The organism is Pseudocitrobacter sp. 73, from assembly GCF_008369545.1.
Lineage (GTDB): Bacteria > Pseudomonadota > Gammaproteobacteria > Enterobacterales > Enterobacteriaceae > Pseudocitrobacter > Pseudocitrobacter vendiensis.
The window spans coordinates 39,272-60,866 of sequence record NZ_VTZO01000020.1 but is presented as its reverse complement, the minus strand read 5'-3'; the positions used below and the strand labels follow the sequence as shown (position 1 = coordinate 60,866).

At 54.6% G+C, this 21,595-nt stretch carries 19 protein-coding genes; 10 read left to right on the top strand and 9 right to left on the bottom strand.

What is annotated here, in order from left to right; genetic code table 11:
* Positions 1-204: 204 nt before the first annotated feature.
* Both F0Q32_RS19065 and F0Q32_RS19060 read right to left on the bottom strand, forming a co-directional pair.
* Positions 205-549 (bottom strand): RamA family antibiotic efflux transcriptional regulator, encoded by a 345-nt coding sequence (locus tag F0Q32_RS19065; RefSeq protein ID WP_015965440.1) that lies wholly within the window; start codon positions 547-549, stop codon positions 205-207.
* Positions 550-585: 36 nt separating this feature from the next.
* Complete coding sequence (locus F0Q32_RS19060; RefSeq protein WP_188016893.1) at positions 586-1,701, bottom strand: MBL fold metallo-hydrolase; 1,116 nt, start codon at positions 1,699-1,701, stop codon at positions 586-588.
* A gap of 173 nt (positions 1,702-1,874) precedes the next feature.
* Here F0Q32_RS19060 and F0Q32_RS19055 point away from each other — a divergent pair, with 173 nt between their 5' ends.
* The 5 genes from F0Q32_RS19055 (at position 1,875) to F0Q32_RS19035 (ending at position 6,400) form a co-directional block, all read left to right on the top strand.
* Positions 1,875-2,453, top strand: coding sequence for a TetR/AcrR family transcriptional regulator (locus F0Q32_RS19055; protein ID WP_149464325.1), 579 nt, complete (start codon positions 1,875-1,877; stop codon positions 2,451-2,453).
* 131 nt (positions 2,454-2,584) lie between these two features.
* Positions 2,585-3,766: a PLP-dependent aminotransferase family protein gene (locus F0Q32_RS19050; RefSeq protein WP_149464324.1), complete on the top strand. Its 1,182-nt coding sequence runs from the start codon at positions 2,585-2,587 to the stop codon at positions 3,764-3,766.
* 49 nt (positions 3,767-3,815) lie between these two features.
* Positions 3,816-4,184, top strand: coding sequence for an MmcQ/YjbR family DNA-binding protein (locus tag F0Q32_RS19045; RefSeq protein ID WP_149464323.1), 369 nt, complete (start codon positions 3,816-3,818; stop codon positions 4,182-4,184).
* Positions 4,185-4,307: 123 nt separating this feature from the next.
* A complete protein-coding gene (gene nfsB, locus F0Q32_RS19040; RefSeq protein WP_015965445.1) occupies positions 4,308-4,961 on the top strand; it encodes an oxygen-insensitive NAD(P)H nitroreductase in 654 nt (217 codons plus the stop codon).
* Between the two features lie 191 nt (positions 4,962-5,152).
* The gene (locus F0Q32_RS19035) at positions 5,153-6,400 is read left to right on the top strand and encodes a mechanosensitive ion channel family protein (RefSeq protein ID WP_149464322.1); all 1,248 of its coding nucleotides are present in this window, start codon (positions 5,153-5,155) and stop codon (positions 6,398-6,400) included.
* On the opposite strand, the gene F0Q32_RS19030 is transcribed toward F0Q32_RS19035, so the two are convergent.
* The 6 genes from F0Q32_RS19030 to F0Q32_RS19005 form a co-directional block, all read right to left on the bottom strand.
* Positions 6,401-7,381: a LacI family DNA-binding transcriptional regulator gene (locus tag F0Q32_RS19030; RefSeq protein WP_149464321.1), complete on the bottom strand. Its 981-nt coding sequence runs from the start codon at positions 7,379-7,381 to the stop codon at positions 6,401-6,403. It abuts the gene before it with no gap.
* A 77-nt stretch (positions 7,382-7,458) separates the two neighbouring features.
* A complete protein-coding gene (locus F0Q32_RS19025; RefSeq protein ID WP_149464320.1) occupies positions 7,459-8,610 on the bottom strand; it encodes a Gfo/Idh/MocA family protein in 1,152 nt (383 codons plus the stop codon).
* On the bottom strand, positions 8,607-9,635 hold the full coding sequence (locus F0Q32_RS19020; RefSeq protein ID WP_149464319.1) for a sugar phosphate isomerase/epimerase: 1,029 nt from the start codon (positions 9,633-9,635) through the stop codon (positions 8,607-8,609). The genes F0Q32_RS19025 and F0Q32_RS19020 overlap by 4 nt, the downstream gene beginning before the upstream one ends.
* A gap of 16 nt (positions 9,636-9,651) precedes the next feature.
* Positions 9,652-10,893, bottom strand: coding sequence for an MFS transporter (locus tag F0Q32_RS19015; RefSeq protein WP_149464318.1), 1,242 nt, complete (start codon positions 10,891-10,893; stop codon positions 9,652-9,654).
* Positions 10,894-11,117: 224 nt separating this feature from the next.
* Complete coding sequence (gene pheP, locus F0Q32_RS19010; RefSeq protein WP_149464317.1) at positions 11,118-12,506, bottom strand: phenylalanine transporter; 1,389 nt, start codon at positions 12,504-12,506, stop codon at positions 11,118-11,120.
* A gap of 144 nt (positions 12,507-12,650) precedes the next feature.
* The gene (locus F0Q32_RS19005) at positions 12,651-14,855 is read right to left on the bottom strand and encodes a TonB-dependent siderophore receptor (RefSeq protein ID WP_149464316.1); all 2,205 of its coding nucleotides are present in this window, start codon (positions 14,853-14,855) and stop codon (positions 12,651-12,653) included.
* Positions 14,856-15,076: 221 nt separating this feature from the next.
* Here F0Q32_RS19005 and F0Q32_RS19000 point away from each other — a divergent pair, with 221 nt between their 5' ends.
* Positions 15,077-15,916 (top strand): DMT family transporter, encoded by an 840-nt coding sequence (locus F0Q32_RS19000; protein WP_149464315.1) that lies wholly within the window; start codon positions 15,077-15,079, stop codon positions 15,914-15,916.
* On the opposite strand, the gene F0Q32_RS18995 is transcribed toward F0Q32_RS19000, so the two are convergent.
* Positions 15,906-17,126, bottom strand: a complete 1,221-nt coding sequence (locus F0Q32_RS18995) for an HD domain-containing phosphohydrolase (RefSeq protein WP_149464314.1) — start codon at positions 17,124-17,126, stop codon at positions 15,906-15,908. The genes F0Q32_RS19000 and F0Q32_RS18995 overlap by 11 nt on opposite strands.
* Positions 17,127-17,587: 461 nt before the next feature.
* On the opposite strand from F0Q32_RS18995, the gene F0Q32_RS18990 reads away from it, so the two are divergent.
* From F0Q32_RS18990 to F0Q32_RS18975, 4 genes are read left to right on the top strand one after another with little or no spacing between them, the layout of a single operon-like run.
* Positions 17,588-18,934 carry an LLM class flavin-dependent oxidoreductase gene (locus F0Q32_RS18990; RefSeq protein ID WP_149464313.1) on the top strand — a complete coding sequence of 449 codons (1,347 nt, stop codon included), beginning with the start codon at positions 17,588-17,590 and terminating at the stop codon, positions 18,932-18,934.
* Positions 18,935-18,944: 10 nt separating this feature from the next.
* Entirely contained in the window at positions 18,945-19,781 is an 837-nt protein-coding gene (locus F0Q32_RS18985; protein WP_149464312.1) for an ABC transporter permease, read from the top strand.
* A 52-nt stretch (positions 19,782-19,833) separates the two neighbouring features.
* Positions 19,834-20,796 carry an ABC transporter substrate-binding protein gene (locus tag F0Q32_RS18980; RefSeq protein WP_149464311.1) on the top strand — a complete coding sequence of 321 codons (963 nt, stop codon included), beginning with the start codon at positions 19,834-19,836 and terminating at the stop codon, positions 20,794-20,796.
* Positions 20,797-20,806: 10 nt separating this feature from the next.
* Positions 20,807-21,580 (top strand): ABC transporter ATP-binding protein, encoded by a 774-nt coding sequence (locus F0Q32_RS18975; protein ID WP_149464310.1) that lies wholly within the window; start codon positions 20,807-20,809, stop codon positions 21,578-21,580.
* Positions 21,581-21,595: the final 15 nt, after the last annotated feature.

Here is a 21,595-nt window from a genome sequence, read left to right as displayed (position 1 = left end):
CCGTTGAAATTTGTTAACAACGCTAATGCAAATGGGAATTGTTTTCAATAGGTGAGGTGGGACTGGGTGAGGGTTGCTTCCCCCTCACCCAGTCCCTCTCCCGCAGGGAGAGGGAGAAAACCGCACATGCCTGACCACTGGCACCATCGGTCCCCTCTCCCTACGGGAGAGGGTTAGGGTGAGGGGAACAGGCCGCACCCGCCACTAATGCATCTGACTACAATAATTCTCCCGACGGTACGCGCCCGGCGACTGGTTAAACGTGCGGGTGAAAACGCGGGTAAATGTCTGCTGAGAATCAAAGCCATATTTCAGACAAATATCATACACACGCTGATTGGTCGTCCTCAGTTCCTGCGCCGCCAGGCTGAGTTTGCGCTGCCGAATATAGCGCCCCAGACTCTCGCCTTTGTACTGCAAAAAGAGTCGTTGCAGGTGCCATTTCGAGTAGCCCGCGTGACGTGCGATATCGTCAATGCGAAGCGGTTGGTGCAGGTTGTCATCGATCCACTCAACGATAGTGTCGATAACCTGAGCGGAAATAGTCATGCTTCCCTCTCCTTCTTTTTTTATTACTGCTGGTGATTATTCCCACCAGGCCCGGAATTGTTGTGTACGGTTGGCAAGCGCTACGGGCTCGCCCTGCATCGGCGTAAGCAGACGATAAGCCTTGCCCTTGCTGGCTTGTTCAAGCCGCTTGTAGGGGTCATCCCACGTGTGTTTTGCCAGCACAAAGCGCCCGGAGTGGCCCGGCAGCACGGCAGCGGCATGCAGGTCAACGGCGGCCTGCGCGGTCTCTTCAGGGTGCATATGGATGTAACGCCAGTCCTGGTCATACTGACCATTTTCCAGAATCGCGACATCGACAAAACCAAACTGCTGACCAATGGCTTTAAAGTGCGGCCCATAACCGGAGTCACCGCTGTAGTAAATTTTTCGCTGCGGGGTAACAAACATAAAGCTGGCCCACAGGGTCTGATTGCGCTTAATACCGCGCCCGGAGAAATGCCGCGCGGGCAACACATGCACGCTCAGCGACGGGCTGATTTCAACCTGTTCCTGCCAGTCGGCCTCGGTCACCCGCGCCTCATTCATTCCCCAGTAACGCAGATGCGACCCAACGCCCAGCGGGACCACCGCCCTTTTTACTTTCGGGATCAGCGCCTTAATCGTCGCGTAATCCAGATGATCGTAATGATCGTGCGAAATAATCAGCAGATCGATTTCCGGCATATTTTGCGCACGCCATGGATAGTCCCCGGCAAACGCTTTATTCAGAAACGAGAACGGTGCGGCGTAACTGCTGAACACCGGATCAATCAGAATGCGTTTCCCGGCCAGTTGCAGGTACCACGATGAATGGCCCAGCCAAACAGTGACGTCTTCTTGCAACGGGATGTTTGCCAGATCGGTGGCGACCATCGGCAGCGGTTGCGCCGGACGCGCGTTCTCACGTTTGACCGTCAAAAACTCCCACCAGGCCACCAGCATGTTTTTGTCGCTGGTAAACCCCGGCGTGGGCAGCTGATTGTTAAACACACCGTCACGGTAGTTTGGCGACGCCTCTACCCGGCTTTTCTCCGCCCCCTGGGGAGCCTGGCCGAAACCGGCATTCAGAACAAATGGCAGACTCGCTGCGGATGCAATAAGCATGATGACAACCACACTGATGATGAAAGGTTTCATTTCCTGACCAGACAGATGCCTCATCCTGAAGCAGCGTGAAAAACTTGATTATGAGTGAGTAGGCACTCATTATAGAGAGAGGGAGAAAAAATCGTCAAGCCGATTTTCGAATTTTGACCTGCCTCGTTGAAGTGAGGCCGGGTTGCGTGTTTCAATCTCTTCTTTTGTTCGCAGTGAGGTAAAGTGTAGTGGCTCGTCCCAAGAGTGAAGATAAAAAGCAGGCGTTACTGGATGCCGCAACGGTGGCTTTTGCCCAATCCGGCATTGCGGCCTCTACGGCGCTGATCGCCCGCAACGCGGGAGTCGCTGAAGGCACCCTGTTCCGCTATTTTGCTACCAAAGACGATCTGCTTAATGCGCTTTACCTGCATCTGAAATACGACCTTTGCCAGGCGATGATCGCCGGACTGAGCAATTCTGAAGCACCAAAAGAGGTGATTCACAGTATCTGGAACAGTTACATCGACTGGGGCGTGCGCAATCCGGTCGGCAACCGCGCCATGCGCCGTATGTCGATGAGCGAGAAAATCACCGAAGAGACAAAACTGCAGGTGAAAGAGATGTTCCCGGAACTCAACCGCCTGTGCCAACGCTCGGTGCGCCCGGTGTATCTGTCCGGCGAGTTCGAGACCTTCGGCGACGCATTGTTCCTTTCACTGGCGGAAGCCACCATTGAATTCGCCAGCCAGCAGCCTGCGCGTGCGGACAAACTCAAAGCACTGGGCTTTGAAGCGATGTGGCGTGCCCTGGCCGAGGAAAAGCCTTAACCCCACCCGACAGAGAGCGGATTCCCCCACGTTGACAGCACGATATTCTGAAAATTAAAAAGCTGCGGCCATTTTGCCGCAGACTGTTTTATAGTAGACCCTCTTCTCATCATCATGAAATCAGGGTCATTATGTTCGAACATCAGCTGGCATCGCGCGCCACAGGGCTGAAACCTTCCGCCGTCCGCGAACTCCTCAAACACAGCAAACTGCCCGGCGTTATCTCGCTGGGCGGCGGCATTCCTGCGCCAGAACTGTTTGATAACGAAGGTATTCAACTCGCGGTACAGCAGGTTATGGCGTCACAATTTCAGGAAGCGATGCAGTACAGCCTGAGCGAAGGTTACCCGCCGCTGCGTCAGGCGATTGCCGATATTTGTCGCCAGCGCGGCGTGGCCTGCGACGCGTCACAGGTTTACATCACGTCTGGCTCTCAGCAGTCGCTGGATATTGTCGCCCGTACGTTACTTAACCCTGGCGATGTGGTGGTTGTCGAACGCCCAACTTACCTGGCAGCGTTGCAGGTCTTCCAGCTGGCGCAGGCCAACATTCAGAGTGTCGATACTGACGAAGATGGCATGCTGGTTGAACAGCTGGCCGATTTAGTACAAACCAGCCCGGTCAAAGTGGTGTATCTGGTGCCTACCTTTGGCAACCCGGGCGGTAAAACCCTCAGTGAACCGCGCCGCCGTCGCCTGGTCGAGCTGGCAAAACAGCACAGTTTTATCATCGTTGAAGACGACCCGTACGGTGAAATCAGCTTTACTGATGAACGCCCGCAGCCGCTTTATCAACACGCCATGGCGCTCGGCTGTACCGACCAGGTTATCTATACCTCCACCTTTTCCAAAATTCTGGCGCCGGGGATGCGCGTGGGCTGGCTGGTGATGCCGGAATGGCTGGCAAGCAAAGCCATTATCATAAAACAGGCGACCGATCTGCATACCAGCACCCTGTCGCAGCAAATCACGGCACAATATCTCTCGCTTAATCGTCTGCCCGCACAAATTGCGCTGATCCGCGAAGATTATCGTAAAAAATGCGAAACCCTGGCGAGTGCGCTGGAAGCCAAACTGGGCGATCATCTTGCCTTCAGCCGTCCGAAAGGCGGGATGTTCCTGTGGGCCCATTTCCGCTACCCATTTAATGCCACCGAATGGCTGAAAAAGACGCTGGAAAACCGCGTGGTCTTTGTACCCGGCGAGGCATTTTATAACGACGCACCAGATGTTACGACGCTGCGTCTCTCTTACTCCACCGTGTCACACGAGGGGTTAATTGAGGCGGTCGATCGCCTGGCAAAATCACTGTAAATCTGGCGGGAACGGTGCCGCCGTTCCCGTTTTGCAAAATGGAGGCGCTATGGACAGTGAAATACTGCATGCCAGCGCAAAACGCCTGGCGCTGGAGATGCCCTTTTCCGAACTGACCTGGCCGTTTGGCCCGGAGTACGATGTGTTCTGTATCGGCGGGAAAATCTTTATGATCAACCTGTGGACGCGTGGTCTGCCGGTGGTTAACCTCAAGTCAAACCCGGAAATTTCGCTGCTCAATCAGGCTATCTATCCCAGCATCAAACCGGGATACCATATGAATAAAAAGCACTGGATCTCCGTCTATCCGGGTGATGATATTACGCCTGAGTTACTGGAATCGCTGATTACCGATTCATGGGAGCGCGTTGTCGATAAGTTACCAAAACGAGAGCAAAAACGGTTTCGTCCTCAATGATTTTCCGTTTTTATCAATAACTGTTATCGCATTTTTCACACTTCTCAAATCGCCTTCCGCGCTGTACCCTTTTCCGACTTAACGCACCGCTTGCACGGTGCTTTTTATCATTCAGGAGTTGTTATGGATATCATTTCCGTTGCCAAAAAGCGCTATTCCACTAAAGCCTTCGACGCCAGCAAAAAACTGACCGCTGAGCAGGCAGACAACCTGAAGACGTTGCTGCAATTCAGCCCGTCCAGCACCAACTCACAGCCGTGGCATTTTATCGTCGCCAGCACCGATGAAGGTAAAGCGCGCGTCGCGAAATCCGCTGCCGGTAACTACGTCTTCAACGAACGTAAAATGCTGGACGCTTCTCACGTGGTGGTCTTCTGCGCCAAAACTGCAATGGATGACGCCTGGCTTGAGAAAGTGGTCGATCAGGAAGAGGCCGATGGCCGCTTTGCCACCCCGGAAGCAAAAGCCGCAAACCACAAAGGTCGTACCTTCTTCGCCGATATGCATCGCAAAGATCTGAAGGACGACGATCAATGGATGGCAAAACAGGTTTACCTGAACGTCGGTAACTTCCTGCTGGGCGTGGGCGCGATGGGCCTGGACGCGGTACCGATTGAAGGTTTCGACGCTGCCGTGCTCGACGCCGAATTTGGCCTGAAAGAGAAAGGCTTCACCAGCCTGGTGGTTGTGCCGGTAGGTCATCACAGCGTGGAAGATTTCAACGCTGCACTGCCAAAATCGCGTCTGCCGCTGTCAGAAATCTTGACTGAGATTTAACTTATCCCCCTCACCCTAGCCCTCTCCCACAGGGAGAGGGAACCGATCGCGCCAGGTGAAATTTTGGTGCTGGTTTTCTCCCTCTCCCTGTGGGAGAGGACCGGGGTGAGGGCACCAAACCGCACCGCGCCCCCAATTTGCATAATATTCCCTCAGCAGCCATTATAGGCACTGGTTATAAAGGAGATGTTATGCAGGAATTGATAGCTCAGGTCGAAGAACTCGGCATCGAAATAAATCACACCAGTTCCCTGGTGATTATCTTTGGTATTATTTTACTTACCGCAATTGTCGTACATATTATCCTGCACCGCATTGTGCTACGGACGTTTGAACGACGCGCACAGGCCAGCAGCAAATTATGGCTGCAAATCATTACCCAGAATAAACTTTTCCATCGACTGGCGTTTACCCTGCAAGGGATTATCGTCAACGTACAGGCCGTTTTATGGCTACAAAAAGGCAGTGATGCGGCACAAATTCTGACAACCTGTGCCCAACTGTGGGTCATGCTTTATGCCCTGTTGTCTTTCTTCTCATTATTAGACGTCATCTTTAATCTCAGCCAGAAATTTTCCGCTGCGTCTCAGTTACCGCTTAAAGGTATATTCCAGGGCGTGAAACTGGTCAGCGCCATCCTGGTCGGCATTCTGATTATTTCTCTGCTACTGGGGCAATCACCGGCGATTCTGATTAGCGGCCTCGGCGCAATGGCCGCCGTGCTGATGCTGGTGTTTAAGGACCCGATTCTGGGCCTGGTTGCGGGTATTCAGCTTTCAGCCAACGACATGTTGAAGCTTGGTGACTGGCTTGAGATGCCAAAATATGGCGCAGACGGCGCGGTAACGGATATCGGCCTGACCACGGTAAAAGTGCGTAACTGGGATAACACCATTACCACCATTCCAACCTGGTCGCTGGTCTCTGACTCTTTTAAAAACTGGAGTGGTATGTCCGCATCCGGTGGTCGTCGAATTAAGCGCAGCATTAATATCGATACTACCAGCGTGCATTTTCTCGATGAGCAGGAACAGCAGCGTCTGATTCAGGCTAAACTGCTGAAACCGTATATGGATTCGCGCCATCAGGAAATCGATGAATGGAACCGCGAGCACGGTAGCGAAGCCTCGGTATTGAATCTGCGCAAAATGACCAATGTCGGTACGTTCCGCGCGTATCTCAACGAATATTTACGCAACCATCCGCGTATTCGTAAAGATATGACGCTGATGGTTCGCCAGCTTGCGCCAGATAATAACGGTCTGCCGATGGAGATATACTGTTTTACCAATACGGTAGTATGGGCGGAATATGAAAGCATTCAGGCGGATATCTTCGACCATATTTTTGCGGTGGTGGAAGAGTTTGGCCTGCGCGTATATCAGTCGCCTACCGGGAACGATATTCGCTCGCTGGCAGGCGCGATTCAACCGCAATAATCAGGCACTGGCGCGCGAAATAAAGCGCCAGTCCATCATCACTCGCTCGGCCAGTGAGGCCGGGTTTTCAATTCTTTTTAGCAGCAGTTCTACCGCTTTCGCGCCTATTTCGCGCGAAGGCTGCTGCACCGTCGTCAGTTGCGGGGAGACCATCTCCGCAAGCTCGGTACCATCGAACCCCACTACGGCGATATCCTGCGGAACCTTCAATCCCGCCTGTTCAATCGCGCGCATCGCCCCGGCGGCCAGGGTATCAGAAACGGCAAACACCGCATCCGGCCTCGGCTGTTGCGCCAGTAATTTTTCCATTGCCGCTTTCCCCGCCGCAGAACTCAGCTCGGCCGCGTATTCTACTGTCTGATACTCCAGCTCACGCACATGCAGCACGCTTTTGTAGCCCCGCTCGCGCAGACGGGCATATTTATAGCTCAGGTCATGGTTAATCAACGCAATGCGCTGGCGGCCACTGTCGGCCAGATGACTCACCACATGCTGGGCGGCATCGACATCGTTAATTCCCACGCAGGAAACCGAGCCGGTGTCGGCATACTCCGCACACTGCACCCATGGCGCATCGCCGATAATCATTTTCAGCTCCGGCAACTTACTGAACGCATCCATAGTGATAATGCCGTCAACCATCTTACCGGTCAGCAGGCGTAAACCGGATTTTGAACGTTCGATATCAGAACCGGAATGGCACAGCAGAATGCGATAACCCTTTTTTTCGGCCTGTTCTTCGATGCCCTTCACCACCTCGGCGCAAAACGGGTTGGCGATGTTAGAAACCATCACGAGGATCATCGAACTGCGCGCTGTGCGTAGCTGACGCGCCAGCAGGTTTGGCTGGTAGTTACTCTCTTTAATCGCCTGCAGTACCCGCTCGCGGTTTTTCGGCTTTACGGTGTCGCTGTTGTTCAGCACGCGCGACACCGTGGCGACCGACACACCGGCCAGCCGCGCAATTTTCTGAATGGACATAGGAAGGAGATATCCTGCTATTAACGCGTGGGATGCAGGCTATCACAAAAACGCCGCCCGGCGAACCGGGCAGACGCTTAATCCGCTACGCGTACCCAACGCTGTTGCTGATGGCTTTTCATAATTGCGTCAATGATATACATCACATTTGCACCGTCCCGGAAGGAGGCAAAACGTCGCGACCTGGCTGGCGGCATTTCCCCCTGCGCCACCGCGCGATAGAAGTTCTGCATCATATTTTTGAAGGCGTCCGGCCAGCCCTCGATATGGCCACCAGGGAAATGGGCGCTGTCGGCAATATCCCGATTCAGCAAACCAGGGTCGTCACTGAGCAGTTGATTCGCCCCTTCACGTTTGCCGATCCACAGCTGTTGCGGCACTTCCTGATCCCACGCCAGCGAGCATTCACTGCCGTTGAGCTCAAAGCTAAGACGATTTTTACGCCCGGCGCTCACCTGCGAGACGCTGAAACACCCTTTACTGCCATCGTCAAAACGAAACAGTACCGAACCCGCATCCTCCGTGGTGACAGGATAATCCGCATACTGCGCGGCCTGCGTCTGCGGGCTAAACGTTGAGGAACCTGCAACATTCGCTTTGCGCGTCGGCCAAACAATTGCAAGATCCGCCATCACTTCTACGATGCGCCTACCGGTTACAAATTGCACCGTATCGCACCAGTGAGAACCGATATCCGCCATCGCCCGCGAGGCCCCGCCCTGTTCGGCATCCACGCGCCAGTTGAAATCCGTTTCGTTGAGCATCCAGTCCTGTAAATAGCTACCGTAAACCGAGAACAGCCGCCCGGTTGCGCCGCTGCGCTGCATACTTGCCGCCTGCTGCACCATCGCGAACTGGCGATAAACAAAGCTGACGCCATGCACGACGCCCACGTCCTCCGCCATCGTTACCAGTTCCCGCGCCTCATCTGGCGTCAGGCACAGCGGTTTTTCCGAGAAGATATGCTTCCCGGCGGCAAGAATTTGCCGGTTAATCTGCGCATGCAGATGATTGGGCGTGCAGTTGTGAACCACCTGTAAGCCCGGATGCGCCAGAAAGGTGTCCACGTCGCCATACGCGTGCGGCACCGAAAGTTCATCCGCTTTCGCCTGCGCATGCGCCAGACTGCTGTCGCACAACGCCACCACCTGCACGTTACCGAGACGGCGTAGCGCTTCAAGATGCGCCGGGCCAATAAATCCGCTGCCGATAATTCCTACCTGAATCATTTCTCTGCCTCGCTGCCGGCGGCAAAATCATCAAACGCCCGAGTGGATACCGGGATGATGTGCCGACGAATAAACTCGCTTCCCTCGCGTGCCCCCACTTCTGCGGATTTCAGACAACACTCCCACTCCAGCACCGCCCAACCGTCGTAATCATGCTGGGTTAACTTGCTGAAAATCCCTTTAAAGTCGATTTGTCCGTCGCCCAGTGATCGAAAGCGCCCGGCTCGGGTGAGCCAGTTTTGATAACCGCCGTACACGCCACTGCGCCCGTTGCGCTCAAACTCGGCATCCTTAACGTGAAACGCTTTAATGCGTGAATGATAGATATCGATCCACGCCAGATAGTCAATATTTTGCAGGTGCAGATGGCTGGGGTCGTAAAGCATATGACAGCGCGGATGATGTCCTACGCCTTCCAGAAAACGTTCAAACGTCAGGCCGTCATGCAGATCCTCGCCGGGATGAATTTCATAGCACAGGTTCACGCCGTGCTCATCAAACACATCCAGAATCGGCCGCCAGCGACGCGCCTGTTCAGCAAAGGCGTCCTGCAACAGGGCAGCATTGTGCGGCGGCCAGGGGTAAAAATAGGGCCACGCCAGCGCGCCAGAAAAGGTCGCATGCGCCGATAACCCAAGACGGGCGGATGCCTGCGCAGCTTTCTTCACTGTTTCTACCGCCCACTGCTGACGTGCCTGCGGGTTGCCGCGTAGCGCGGTCGGCGCGAAGTGATCGAACGCATCATCATAGGCCGGATGCACCGCCACCAGTTGCCCTTCCAGATGCGTCGATAACTCACTTACCTCCAGCCCTTTTTCAGCCAAACTGCCGCGAATCTCATCGCAGTAAGTCTGGCTGGCAGCCGCCTTTTCCAGGTCAAATATCGCCGGATGATTGCAGGGAATTTGCAGCGCTTTATAGCCTAACCCGGCAGCCCACTCCGCCAGACCATCCAGGGTATTAAAGGGCGCATCGCCTGCGATAAACTGAGAAAGAAAAATTCCCGGTCCTTTGATTGTTTTCATACCACCTCCTTAAACACTACGCCTGCGTCTTATCGTCATACTTAAACGAGAAGAGGAAAATAATGGCAATAACGGCGGCGGCAACCGCCGGGATCCACCAAAAGGTTACCCATGCCTCCGGCACGCTGTGCCCGGCCACCAGACGGTTGTAGAGCGCCCCAGAAATCTGCGAGCCCAGCAGCATGCCGATACCGTAGGTGAACATCACCACCATGCTTTGCGCCTGCCCTTTCACCTTCTCGCCCGCCACGCGGTCGGTGTAGATAAAGCCCACCACGAAGAAAAAGTCATAGCATACGCCGTGCAGCAAAATGCCGAGATACAGCAGGAAGCGCCCCTCTTCGCTGACGCCCAGCGCAAAGAAGGCATAGCGCACAAACCACGCCAGCATGCCGATGAGCAGCATGTACTTCACGCCTAAACGGCGGAACAGCAGAGGAATAACCAGCATGAAGAAAATTTCGGACATCTGACCGAAGGACATCGCCGTACTGACATCTCCCACGCCCGCATCGGCAAGATAGGACGCGGTATACGCGTAATAGGTGCCCAGCGGAATAGAGATAAGCGTCGCGCAGATAGCAAAGACCAGGAAATGACGCGTTTTCAGCAGCGCGAAAGCATCGGCGCAAAAGAGATCGCGCAGCTTAACCGGCAACCCTTTTGCCGGAGCCGGGGTATGCGGTAACGTCAGGCTGTAGACCGCCAGCGCCACCGAACACATTGCCGCCAGGGTAAAGATGCCCGTGGTATCGGAAATCCCCGTCACGCCGATAAAAATACCCGCCACAATCCAGCCAATGGTGCCGAACACGCGCACCACCGGGAACGTTTTATCGACATTCGCCAGGCTGTGGAAGGCAATGTTATTGGTCAGCGCCAGAGTTGGCATATAGCAAAGCGTATAGCCAAACAACAGCGCAATCAGCAGCGAGCCGTTTTGTGCCACTAACGCCTGCGGTACAAACCAAAGGATCGCCGCGCCCAGCAGATGCATCACCGCCATCACTTTCTGCGACGCAAAGAAGCGATCCACCAGCATGCCCAGCACAAACGGGGAAAGCATAGACGCAATGGGGCCTGCGGAGAACGCATCGCCAATTAACAGCGACATGTTGTGCTGAGTCATCACCAGCCCGAGCGTGACCGACCAACTGCCCCAGATAAAGAACTGCATAAACATCATTAACGACAGCCGTGGAACCAGCATACGATGCTGAACGGTGAGACCATTACTACTTTCGGTTGTTGACACCATGTTTGCCACCCTCAAAAAGTAATCGATTACATTTAACCCTGAAAAGAAAAGTAATCGATTACAAAAAGAAGATCGCGGATCATGAGTAGGATCTGGGAGATGGGTCACGATTAAAATATTGGGAGCAGTATCTGTGCGGGTACGATGTTTGTAGGCCCGGTAAGCGTAGCGCCACCGGGCAATAATGCGTACACGAAAACAGAGACGTTTTCGTCGACTGGGCTTTACCCTTTGCGCCGCAACGTCTTAAACGCAACAAACAGGAACACCACCCACACTGGCAGCAGAATTGCCGACAGGCGCATGCCGTCCATGGTACACATCAGGCCGAGGATCATCAGCAGGAAGGCGATACAAATGTAGTTGCTTGCAGGCGACAGCAGCGCTTTAAATTTCGGCTCACGGCCTTTGCGACGCATCGCCGCACGGAACTTCAGGTGCGCCATGCAAATCATCACCCAGTTCAGCAGCAGCGTAGCAACAACCAGCGCCATCAGCAGGCCGAAGGCCTCTTTCGGCAACAGATAGTTCACCAGCACCACCAGCGAGGTGATCGCCCCGGAAAGCAGCAGTGAATTCACCGGCACACCACGACGGCTGACTTTGGTGAGGAACTTCGGCGCATTGCCCTGTACGGACAGCCCAAACAGCATACGGCTGTTGGAGTAGACACCGCTGTTGTACACCGAAAGTGACGCCACCAGAATCACGAAGTTCAGCGCCGATGCCACGATGTTGCTATCCAGATTATGGAAGATCATCACGAACGGACTGCTATCGGACTTGATCTCCACCCACGGGTAAAGCGCCAGCAGAACCACCAGCGAACCGATATAAAACAGCAGGATACGGTACACCACCTGATTGACTGCTTTTGGAATGGTGGTCTCCGGGTTACGCGCCTCTGCAGCGGTAATACCAATCAGCTCCAGCCCGCCGAAGGAGAACATAATCACTGCCAGTGAGGTAATCAGCCCATTCCAGCCGGTGGCGAAGAAACCGTTATAACGCCACAGATTATCAATGCTGGCGCGATCGCCACCATGATCTGTGAACAACATCCACAGGCCAAAGCCGATCATGCCGATGATAGCCAGCACCTTAATCAGCGCAAACCAAAATTCCGTTTCGCCATATAAGCGAACATTCACCAGGTTGACGGCGTTAATCAGCACAAAGAAGCCTGCCGCCCAGATCCAGGTAGGCACATCTGGCAGCCAGTACTGCATATAAATTCCCGCTGCGGTGAGCTCCGCCATGCCGACCAGCACGAACATCACCCAGTAGTTCCAGCCGGAGAGGAAGCCCGCAAACGGCCCCCAGTACTTGTAGGCAAAGTGAGCAAACGACCCGGATACCGGTTCTTCCACGACCATTTCACCGAGCTGGCGCATGATCAGAAATGCGATAATCCCGGCAACGCCGTAGCCCAGCAGAACCGCCGGGCCCGCCATCTGAATCGCCGGGCCAATGCCGAGAAACAGACCGGTGCCAATCGCGCCGCCAAGAGCTATCAATTGAATATGTCGGTTTTGTAAGCCGCGTTGCAGCGTCGGAACCTGTTCCGACGAAGCATCCTGAATACGCTCGGATGCTGAGGACGTGTCTTTCACGTCAAACCCCTGTAGCTTTTTTATGAAGGCGCATCTTTTAACACTTCGGTGCCGTTGTCGCAAGGCAATACATTCAGAGTGGTAATTAATAAAACGCCCCGATAAGCCAGGCTTACCGGGGCGCGAGACCACAAAATAGCGCGATTAGAAGTCGTACGTCATTGAGACTTTCAGCGTTCTTGGTTCACCCTGGAAAAGGTAAACGCCGGTATCATCCACGCCAGACCAGTACTTCTCGTTGGTCACGTTGTTCACACCGACGCGCCAGACCATTTCGTTTTGATCGGCATTCAGGCGCATGCGGTAGCGCATACCGAGGTCGAGGGTGGTATAGCTATCCAGTTTCTTGGTGTTTGCCGCATCGGCATATTGAGAGCCTGTATGATTCACGCGTGCGGTGGCGGTTAAGCCCTCCACCGGTTTGATATCGTACTCAGCGCCCAGCACCATGTAGAAGTTTGCCACGCCCACGGCATCTTTGCCGTCCGTTGCGCCATTAGCCGTTTTACGCTGTTCCGCGTTCAACCACTGGGTGCTGCCGTTCAGGCGCAGGCCCAGCATCGGTTCACCAAAGACGTTTAACTCAACGCCACGGTTGCGCTGTTCGCCGTCCATTTTGTAATAATTCTGCGCATCGGAAATGGCATTTGGTTTTTTGATTTCAAACAGCGCCAGCGAACCGCCGACGTTGCCGTAATCCACCTTCACGCCCAGCTCGTTCTGTTTGGAATGTGCGATACCGGTGCTTTGCCCGGCATTGGCGGCAGTGCTCGGTGCATTAGAGCCCGGTTGCAGTGCTTCCGTATGGTTGGCGTAGAACGAGACTTCTTCCCACGGTTTGTAGACCAGGCCCACAGTTGGCGTCCAGCGGCTTTCCGTGTAGCGGCCAGAGAGGTCTTCATTGCCCGTGGCGTTGCTGTAGTTACGTACCACCACTTTCTGGTAGCGCGTTGCCGCCGTCAGCAGCACGCTGTCGTCAAAGAAGCCCAGCGTATCGCTGAACAGCCAGCCCTGAACGCGGCTGCGCGAGGTGGTCAGCGGGTCGGTATAATTACCGCCAAACCACGCGTTATCTGGCATCGCAACATCATGATTATCATAGATGTTCGTGGTCGGGTTATTGGAGGACATGCGCCATGCCGTCGCATCTTTGCGTACCTGTGCGGCATAACCGATATTCACCTGATGACTGACCGGCCCGGTATCGAAGTTACCGCGCACGCCGCCCATTCCGCTGTAAGAATCGATCAGACGATTGGTATCCAGACGACCAACCGTCGCATCACCATTGGCATTAATCAGCTTCGGCGCGCTGTAGGTTCCCTGCTCATGACCATGCTGCATGCCCCAGGCCGCGTAGGTCGTCCAGTTATCGGTCAGATCATATTCAGCTTTCGCCATACCGAATTCATTTTCGATATCGCTGTAGCCCCATTTCTGGCTGTAGTTTTTGGTGGTATCCGGAACGGAAGGAACGAAATCGACGCCGCTGATGTTGACGCCCATCGTGCCGCCGTGGAAGGTTTTCTTCTGGTAGCCAAAATCAAGAGATGAACGGAATCGATCGCCGCGATAGTCCAGCCCCACCGACGCCAGCGTCGTGCGGCGTTTGTCGTTATCGACCGCCCCCTCTCCTTCGCGGTGCAGCACGTTCACGCGCGCGCCGAACTGGTTGTTATCACCAAAGCGACGCCCCAGATCCAGCGAACCACCCACCTGAGAGTCAGAGGTGTAGTCCACACCCACGCGGGTGATTGGCGTATCTTCAGCCCGTTTCGGCTCAAGGTTGATCATCCCACCGACACCGCTGCTCGCCGCGCCATTCAGCAAGGCGTTAGCGCCTTTGAAGACTTCCACGCGCTCCAGCATCTGGGTATCCATGACCTGACGTGGCACCACGCCGGCCAGGCCGCCCATGGTCATGTCATCACCATCGAGCTTAAAGCCGCGAATACGATAGGTTTCCGCAAAGTTACCGTAGCCCTGCACCGTCTGCACGCCCGCATCATTGCTGACCACATCGGCGATGGTTTTCGCCTGTTGATCGGCCATCAATTTTGAGGTGTAGCCAATGACGTTAAAGGGCACATCCATCGCTTTCTGCTCGCCCAGCATGCCCAGACGCCCGCCGTGGGCGATTTGTCCATCAAGGTAGGCCGGAACCGGCTGGTCGCCGCCCGGTTTAAAATCGCTGCCCTCTACGGCCTGAACCACCATCGTCTCTTCCTGGGCTTTTTTAGCCGGAGTATCGCTGGTGGTTGCCGCGCTGGCGGAGTGCGCTACGCTGCCTATCGCTAACGCCAGCAGCGTTTTGCGTAATGGAGAAGTGAAACCCTTTGTGTTGTGCATAATTCGCTCGTGAAAGACGCTGAAGATGACGTTTGCGGCGATGCTTATTTATTTGCCTGTACGCCCGATGAACAGCGTCAGAACTCACCGCAAACGATAAAGAGAACGAGAACTATACTCATTAAATTTTAGCAATCAAGCATAATTAGCCGGGTAATGAAAGGGATGACGCACGAAGCAGAGCCTGTAGAATGGAGCGCTTATACAGAGGGGGAATATCGGTGCTGTTGAAAATTATTCTGGCGATGGTCGCGTTCGCGGCAAATTCCCTGCTCTGCCGTCTGGCATTAAAGGGTCTGCATATGGATGCGGTCTCTTTCAGCAGCGTGCGCCTGCTCAGCGGCGCGATTGCGCTTTTTCTTTTGCTCCAGCTCCCCGCCCTTAAGAAGAAACCAGAATTTAACTGGCTGAACGCTTGCCTGCTCGCGCTCTACGTTTTCGCATTTTCTCTTGCTTATGTCTCGATGGGCGCGGCAATGGGCGCATTGCTGTTATTTGGCACAGTACAACTGGTCATGACCGGGTGGGGATTTCTGGGCGGCGAGCGCCTGACGCTGCTGAAAACCGTCGGTATCATCGCCGCCATGGCAGGTCTGGTGCTATTGCTGCTGCCTGGCGCAGCGCGCCCTCCGCTCAGCGCGGCGTTAATGATGATCGTATCCGGCGCCGCCTGGGGCGCGTACTGCATTACCGGGAAACGTGTACAAAATGCCGCTGCTGCCACCGCCGGGAATTTTATTCTGGCAGTGCCGATTGCGCTGGTCGTTTTTCTGCTAAGCGGAATGCAAAGCCATATAGATGCGAGCGGATTTATGCTGGCGGTCATCTCGGGCGCGCTGGCGTCAGGCGCCGCCTATTTACTGTGGTATTCCCTGCTGCCGATGCTCAGCCCGGCCACGGCAAGTACCCTACAACTCAGCGTGCCTTGTCTGGCGGCGTTGGGTGGAATGGTGTTTCTGGGTGAGGCATTAACAGTACGAATGCTGATGTCGATCGTGGTGACATTGTCAGGGATTGGGCTGGTTATCTATGCCGATCGCAGCCCAACTATTAAGGAATAGACGCCACATCCCGCACCAGCGCCTTGCCCCCTTCGCGAGCCTGGTTAACAATACTGTAAAAAGCCTCTTTATGCTGATGCAGCAGCGCGACGATTTCACCGTCAATCGAACCGTCCTCTACAGCTTTATCCATGATGTCCAGGGCATCCTGAATACTCAGTGGGCCACGATACGGACGGACTTCTGTCAATGCGGTAAAGAAGTCTGCCACCGCCACAATACGACTGGGGATATCGAGATAAATACGGTTCAGATGGTAAGGATATCCTGAACCATCAAGCCGTTCATGGTGGTTCGCTGCCCAGGCTGCAATCTCGCCTAATTCCGTCACAACGCTGAGAATTTCTGCGGTTTTATAACTGTGCTCTTTCAGCATGCTGTACTCTTTGCGCGAGAGCGCGCTTTTTTTCTCAAGCAAGCTAATAGGAACATACAGCTTGCCGATATCATGAAGATAACCGGCAATTTCAATTCGCTGCTGATCGTAGCTGGTCATTCCGCTGTAATATGCCAGCTCTCTCGCCACAAGCCCTACGGTCATGCTGTGGGCCGCTGTAAATCCGCTATGGGTATCGACAATACGGGCAATCAGCGTACAAATTTGCTGGAAGTCATCGATATCCAGATGAATGACTCTTATCGGCGAGATAACATTAACAACCCGAGGAATATTATCGGTTTGCAAACGGAACCAAAAATATTCCCGCTGGCTGACAGTATTCAGAAAATCATAAAACTCAGCGGGGAAATCACTGTAACGCTGAGCAAACCCATTGCAGATATCCTCGCTACAGGAAGCCAGGTTATCCGGGTACAGGCGCAAATCGTACTCAAATCGATCGCAGAAAGAGAGGATGGCCTTTTCCTGCTGATGTTTGTCTTCATACCCCGCACGACGCGTATAGACAATCGCTTTAGTCTGCTCAAAAATATCAAGACCGTTCAGCATGTTATAAGTATAACGTTGATGCAATTCATTATTAGAATGAAAATCACCGTACTCGCGACTGCGTATATCGATTAGCTCCCCAATATCATGGAGTAATGCAGCAATATAGACATTTTTCTGCTGCTCTTTACTCAATTCAAGATAATCGCAGAGCTCCATCGCGACGATGGCCGTCCGCTCCATGTGTTTGACTAACTCCGGAGAGACGATTTTTATGAGTTCGTTAATAAACTTGATTGATAATTGCAGGGATATATCCATGATACGATTCTATTTTTCTCTCTTTTACCCAAGATTAAACCCGCTCCACCCCGTGGCGGATTGAAGACCCTGCAATTTATAAATGCCACGATGATTTTAATTATAATTATTGCGTATATCCAGTAAAACCCAACCATCATCGTGTTTTTTAAGTTATTTTATCCTGGTGCACCCCGCTGATTATACGTTATCGCAAATTAAAGGCGGGTGAACTATTGGTAAAACTAAATAATAACCTACCTCCTTAGGCGTACTCTCGATTACAAGCAAAGTTATCGCTAATTTAGCGTAACAATTAATACAAAGTTCACTCAAGCCAGCCTGCATTCTTGCTGTCGTCGTCTGACTATAACCAAAAAACAGATAATCTATTCAACATTTGTTATTTCAAATTAGCGGAACTCCCTCGCTATTCTGGCCTCCAGGCGGAACATCCCGCATCCCATCAGGAGGTAAGGCACATGACTAAACAGATAAAGCTCGGCGCTTTTCTGCCCGGCGGTGGTCAACACATCGCGGCATGGCGTCATCCGGACCAGCCAGCAGATGGCGCAACCAGTTTCGAGTTTCATAAACAGCTCGCGCAAACTGCCGAACGCGGCTTGTTTGACGCCTATTTTCTGGCGGACGGTCTGGCGGTCCCCGCAGCCGGAGGAACCGAAGGCGGCAGCGCCAAAGTGGCCGGTTTTGAACCCGTCACCTTATTCAGCGCCCTCGCCCCGTTAACCAAAAATATCGGCTTTATCGCCACCGCCTCCACCACTTATGAAGAGCCCTACAACCTGGCGCGAAAATTCGCCTCGCTGGATCTCATTTCCGGCGGTCGTGCAGGCTGGAACGTGGTGACGACCGCGACTGACGCCGCCGCGCACAACTTCAATCTTGATACGCAACATCCTCATGAATATCGCTACCAGCGCGCGGCCGAACATGTTGATGTAGTGAAAAAGCTGTGGGACAGCTTTGAAGACGACGCATTCATCCGCGATAAAGCCTCCGGCGTTTTCTTTGATGCGCAGAAGGTGCACGCCACACATCACCGGGGAAAATTCTTCAAGGTGAAGGGCCCACTGAACGTGCCACGCTCGCCGCAGGGGCAACCCGTGATTGTCCAGGCCGGGCAATCCGAGAGCGGACGCGCGCTGGCCGCCGCCACCGCCGAGGTGATATTTACTTCCCATCAGCATCTGCACACCGCACAGGCGTTCTACCGCGATATCAAAACGCGCGCCGGAGCGGCGGGCCGTAACCCGGATCACGTGCTAATCATGCCAGGCGTCGCGCCGTTTGTTGGCCGCACGGAAGAAGAAGCGCAGGAAAAGTACCGCAAAATTACCTCGCTGATTGTCGAATCCGACGGGATTGAGCTGCTCAATGGTCTGGCAGGAGGAGCGATCAATCTGGCGGACTACGATCTCGATGGGCCGCTGCCGCCTCTGCCGGTGACGGAAGGGATGAAATCGCGCCCGGAGCTGATCCGTCAGATCGCCGATGAAAACAACTTCACCATTCGCGAGCTCTATCAGTGGGTCGCTACCGCCCGCGGTCACTTTACCATCGTCGGCAGTGCCGAACAGGTGGCCGATACGCTCCAGGAGTGGTTCGAGAACGAAGCCGCCGACGGGTTTAACATTCTGCCACCGTGGCTGCCGGGCGGGCTGGATGACTTTATCGAACTGGTGCTGCCCATCCTGCAACAGCGCGGGCTGTTCCGCACGGCGTACGAAGGGACGACGCTGCGTGAAAACCTCGGACTGCCGTTTGCCGAGAATCGGCATTCCACCCTGAACCGCGCCAAAGTCGCCTGAGGAGTGAATCATGAGCATGTTATATCCCTCCACCGGGGCCGCCCTTTCCCGCCCGCGCGCAGCGGCGAAAACCGCGGCGCGTTGGTCCACGCGCAGCCTGAACTTTTTCGCTCGTTACGGATTGCTGATGCTTTTCTTCTCGGGCTGGCAGGTCGCCAGCAGCGTCGGCTGGCTGAACCCGGCGGTGATTCCACCCCTCGATAAAGTGGTGCTGGCATTATGGAACGGCGTCCATTCCGGCGCGCTGTTGGGGGATATCTCCATCAGCCTGCAACGCGCCGGGCTGGCGTTTTTCTCGGCGGTGATTATCGGGATTCCGCTGGGCCTGTTTATGGGGCAAATCCGCCCGATTGAACGCGCGCTGGATCCGATTCTGCAACTGTTCCGTCAGACCTCCGCGCTGGCACTCTATCCGGTCTTTATTCTGCTCTTCGGCCTTGGCGAAACGTCAAAAGTGTTCGTCATCTTCTGGGCCGCGCTCTTCCCGGTTCTGTTATCAACCATTAGCGGTGTGAAGCAGGTCGATGGCAAGCTGCTGGAAATGGCGCGAACGTTCGGCGCAGGCGAACTGACGCTGTTCCGCCGGGTGATCGTTCCGGCCTCAATTCCGGGCATTTTCGTCGGCCTGCGTCTCTCCGCCACCACCGCCCTGCTGCTGCTGATTGCCGCCGAGATGATTGGCGCAAATCGCGGAATTGGCTTCCAGGTGATGAACGCCCAGTACAATTTCCAGATCCCGCTGATGTTTGCCGCCATCTTCCTGCTGGCGCTGGCCGGGCTGCTCGCCAACACCATTCTGGTGTTCCTGCAGCGCCGCCTGTGTCGCTGGAATCCGCGTGACCAGTAATGTTTTGCACCACACACTATAAGAAAACACTCATCGCAGACAGGAACAGATCATGAAAAAAATTCTTCCGCTTTTTTGGGCGACCACGCTGATGCTCTTTGGCGCCTCCTCCGCAGCACAGGCGCAGGATGCCGTAACGATGCGCTATATGACCAGCCACGGCGGCATCTCGGCCCATGAACTGGCGGATGCCTTAGGGTATTTCAAGGGCACAGGCATTACCTTTAAAAGTGCCGGTTACGCCAGTGGGGGGCCAGAATCGCTGTTCGCGCTGGCGTCTGGCAGCATCGATATCGGCTCTGCAGCCACACCTGCGGTGATCAACTCCATCGCCGGAGGCAATCAGTTTGTTGCCGCGTATCCGACCAACGGCATCGATACCACCACTAAATCGATTTTCTACGTTCGGGAAGATAGCCCGATTAAATCAGTGAAAGATTTGGCGGGGAAAAGCATTGCTATCAATACGTTAGGCGCGCATCTTGATTACACCGTACGGGAGGCGCTGCATAAAGCGGGACTACCGGAAAAAGCCGCGCGCCTGGTGGCTGTACCGGGCCCGCAGCTTGAACAAACTTTGCGCTCCGGCCAGGTGGATGTCGCCGCGTTTGGCTACTGGCAAACCACCTTTGAAGGTGTCGCCCGCAGCCACGGCGGCCTGCGCCCGATTCTCAATGACACCGAAGTGCTTGGCCCTATCGCTGGCGGGTTCACCGTTTTGCGCGCGGATTTCGTCAAAGCACACCCACAGGCAGCGCGTGACTTTGTGCTGCAATCGGCGCGTGCACTCGATTTCGCCCGTGAGAACCCGGAAAAAACGCGCGAGATTCTGGCACAGAAGCTGAAAGAACGCGGCGAAAACCCGGAACTGGCGAAATATTTCACCGGCTACGGCGTGCGTAAAGGCGGACTGGCGGAAGATCACGATGTGCAGTTCTGGCTGGATGTTCTGCAACGCGGCGGTGTGCTGCAAAAAGATCAGCTGAAAACCAGCGATATTCTGTTAAAAGTCTGAGGAGACCGCCATGACGATCCCACACACGAATTTACCGCGCGGCGATATCGCCATTCGCCGTCTCCATAAAGCGTTTTCTCTCGACGGCCAGCCGTTTGATGTATTTCGCGATTTGAATCTGCATATTGAAAGCGGGCAAAGCATCGCCATCGTCGGGCCCAGCGGCTGTGGTAAAACGACGTTGCTGCGTATCCTTGCCGGACTCGAGCAGCCCGATGCCGGAGAGGTGGTCATCGACGGGCGCGCAGTACAGGGAATGAGCCGCGAACGCGCGGTGATTTTCCAGGAGCCACGCCTGCTGCCCTGGCTGTCGGTGCTGGATAACGTCAGCTTCAGCCTGGACGTACAGGGCAAGTCAAAAGCACAGGCGCGCCTTCGTGCACAGCAATCCATTGAACTGGTCGGCTTGAGTCAGTATGAAAATGCCCTGCCCGGCCAGCTTTCCGGCGGCATGGCCCAGCGCGTGGGTATCGCCCGCGCGCTGGCAATCGACCCGGAAATTCTGCTGCTGGATGAACCGCTCGGCGCGCTGGACGCGATGACCAAAATCACCATGCAGGAAGAGCTGGAACGCATTCGCGCCACGGAAAATATCACCATGGTACTGGTGACGCACGACCTGGAAGAGGCGATTTATCTGGCTGACCGGGTGTTAATTTTGCCGAAAGTGAAAGGCAACCCCATCAGAATTATCGATGTGAATCTACCCCGCCCGCGCGAACGCAGCGACGGCGCATTTGTGGAACTGCGCCAACAGTTGATGGCGGAGTTTGGCCTGCACTGAAATAACGCCCGGCAA

Bases quoted from the DNA above. Each gene is read 5' to 3' on its own strand.
- F0Q32_RS19065 (WP_015965440.1), bottom strand. From the start codon at position 549: ATGACTATTTCCGCTCAGGTTATCGACACTATCGTTGAGTGGATCGAT.
- F0Q32_RS19050 (WP_149464324.1), top strand. From the start codon at position 2,585: ATGTTCGAACATCAGCTGGCATCGCGCGCCACAGGGCTGAAACCTTCC.
- F0Q32_RS19045 (WP_149464323.1), top strand. From the start codon at position 3,816: ATGGACAGTGAAATACTGCATGCCAGCGCAAAACGCCTGGCGCTGGAG.
- nfsB (WP_015965445.1), top strand. From the start codon at position 4,308: ATGGATATCATTTCCGTTGCCAAAAAGCGCTATTCCACTAAAGCCTTC.
- F0Q32_RS19035 (WP_149464322.1), top strand. From the start codon at position 5,153: ATGCAGGAATTGATAGCTCAGGTCGAAGAACTCGGCATCGAAATAAAT.
- F0Q32_RS19030 (WP_149464321.1), bottom strand. From the start codon at position 7,381: ATGTCCATTCAGAAAATTGCGCGGCTGGCCGGTGTGTCGGTCGCCACG.
- F0Q32_RS19025 (WP_149464320.1), bottom strand. From the start codon at position 8,610: ATGATTCAGGTAGGAATTATCGGCAGCGGATTTATTGGCCCGGCGCAT.
- F0Q32_RS19020 (WP_149464319.1), bottom strand. From the start codon at position 9,635: ATGAAAACAATCAAAGGACCGGGAATTTTTCTTTCTCAGTTTATCGCA.
- F0Q32_RS19015 (WP_149464318.1), bottom strand. From the start codon at position 10,893: ATGGTGTCAACAACCGAAAGTAGTAATGGTCTCACCGTTCAGCATCGT.
- F0Q32_RS19005 (WP_149464316.1), bottom strand. From the start codon at position 14,855: ATGCACAACACAAAGGGTTTCACTTCTCCATTACGCAAAACGCTGCTG.
- F0Q32_RS18995 (WP_149464314.1), bottom strand. From the start codon at position 17,126: ATGGATATATCCCTGCAATTATCAATCAAGTTTATTAACGAACTCATA.
- F0Q32_RS18990 (WP_149464313.1), top strand. From the start codon at position 17,588: ATGACTAAACAGATAAAGCTCGGCGCTTTTCTGCCCGGCGGTGGTCAA.
- F0Q32_RS18985 (WP_149464312.1), top strand. From the start codon at position 18,945: ATGAGCATGTTATATCCCTCCACCGGGGCCGCCCTTTCCCGCCCGCGC.
- F0Q32_RS18980 (WP_149464311.1), top strand. From the start codon at position 19,834: ATGAAAAAAATTCTTCCGCTTTTTTGGGCGACCACGCTGATGCTCTTT.
- F0Q32_RS18975 (WP_149464310.1), top strand. From the start codon at position 20,807: ATGACGATCCCACACACGAATTTACCGCGCGGCGATATCGCCATTCGC.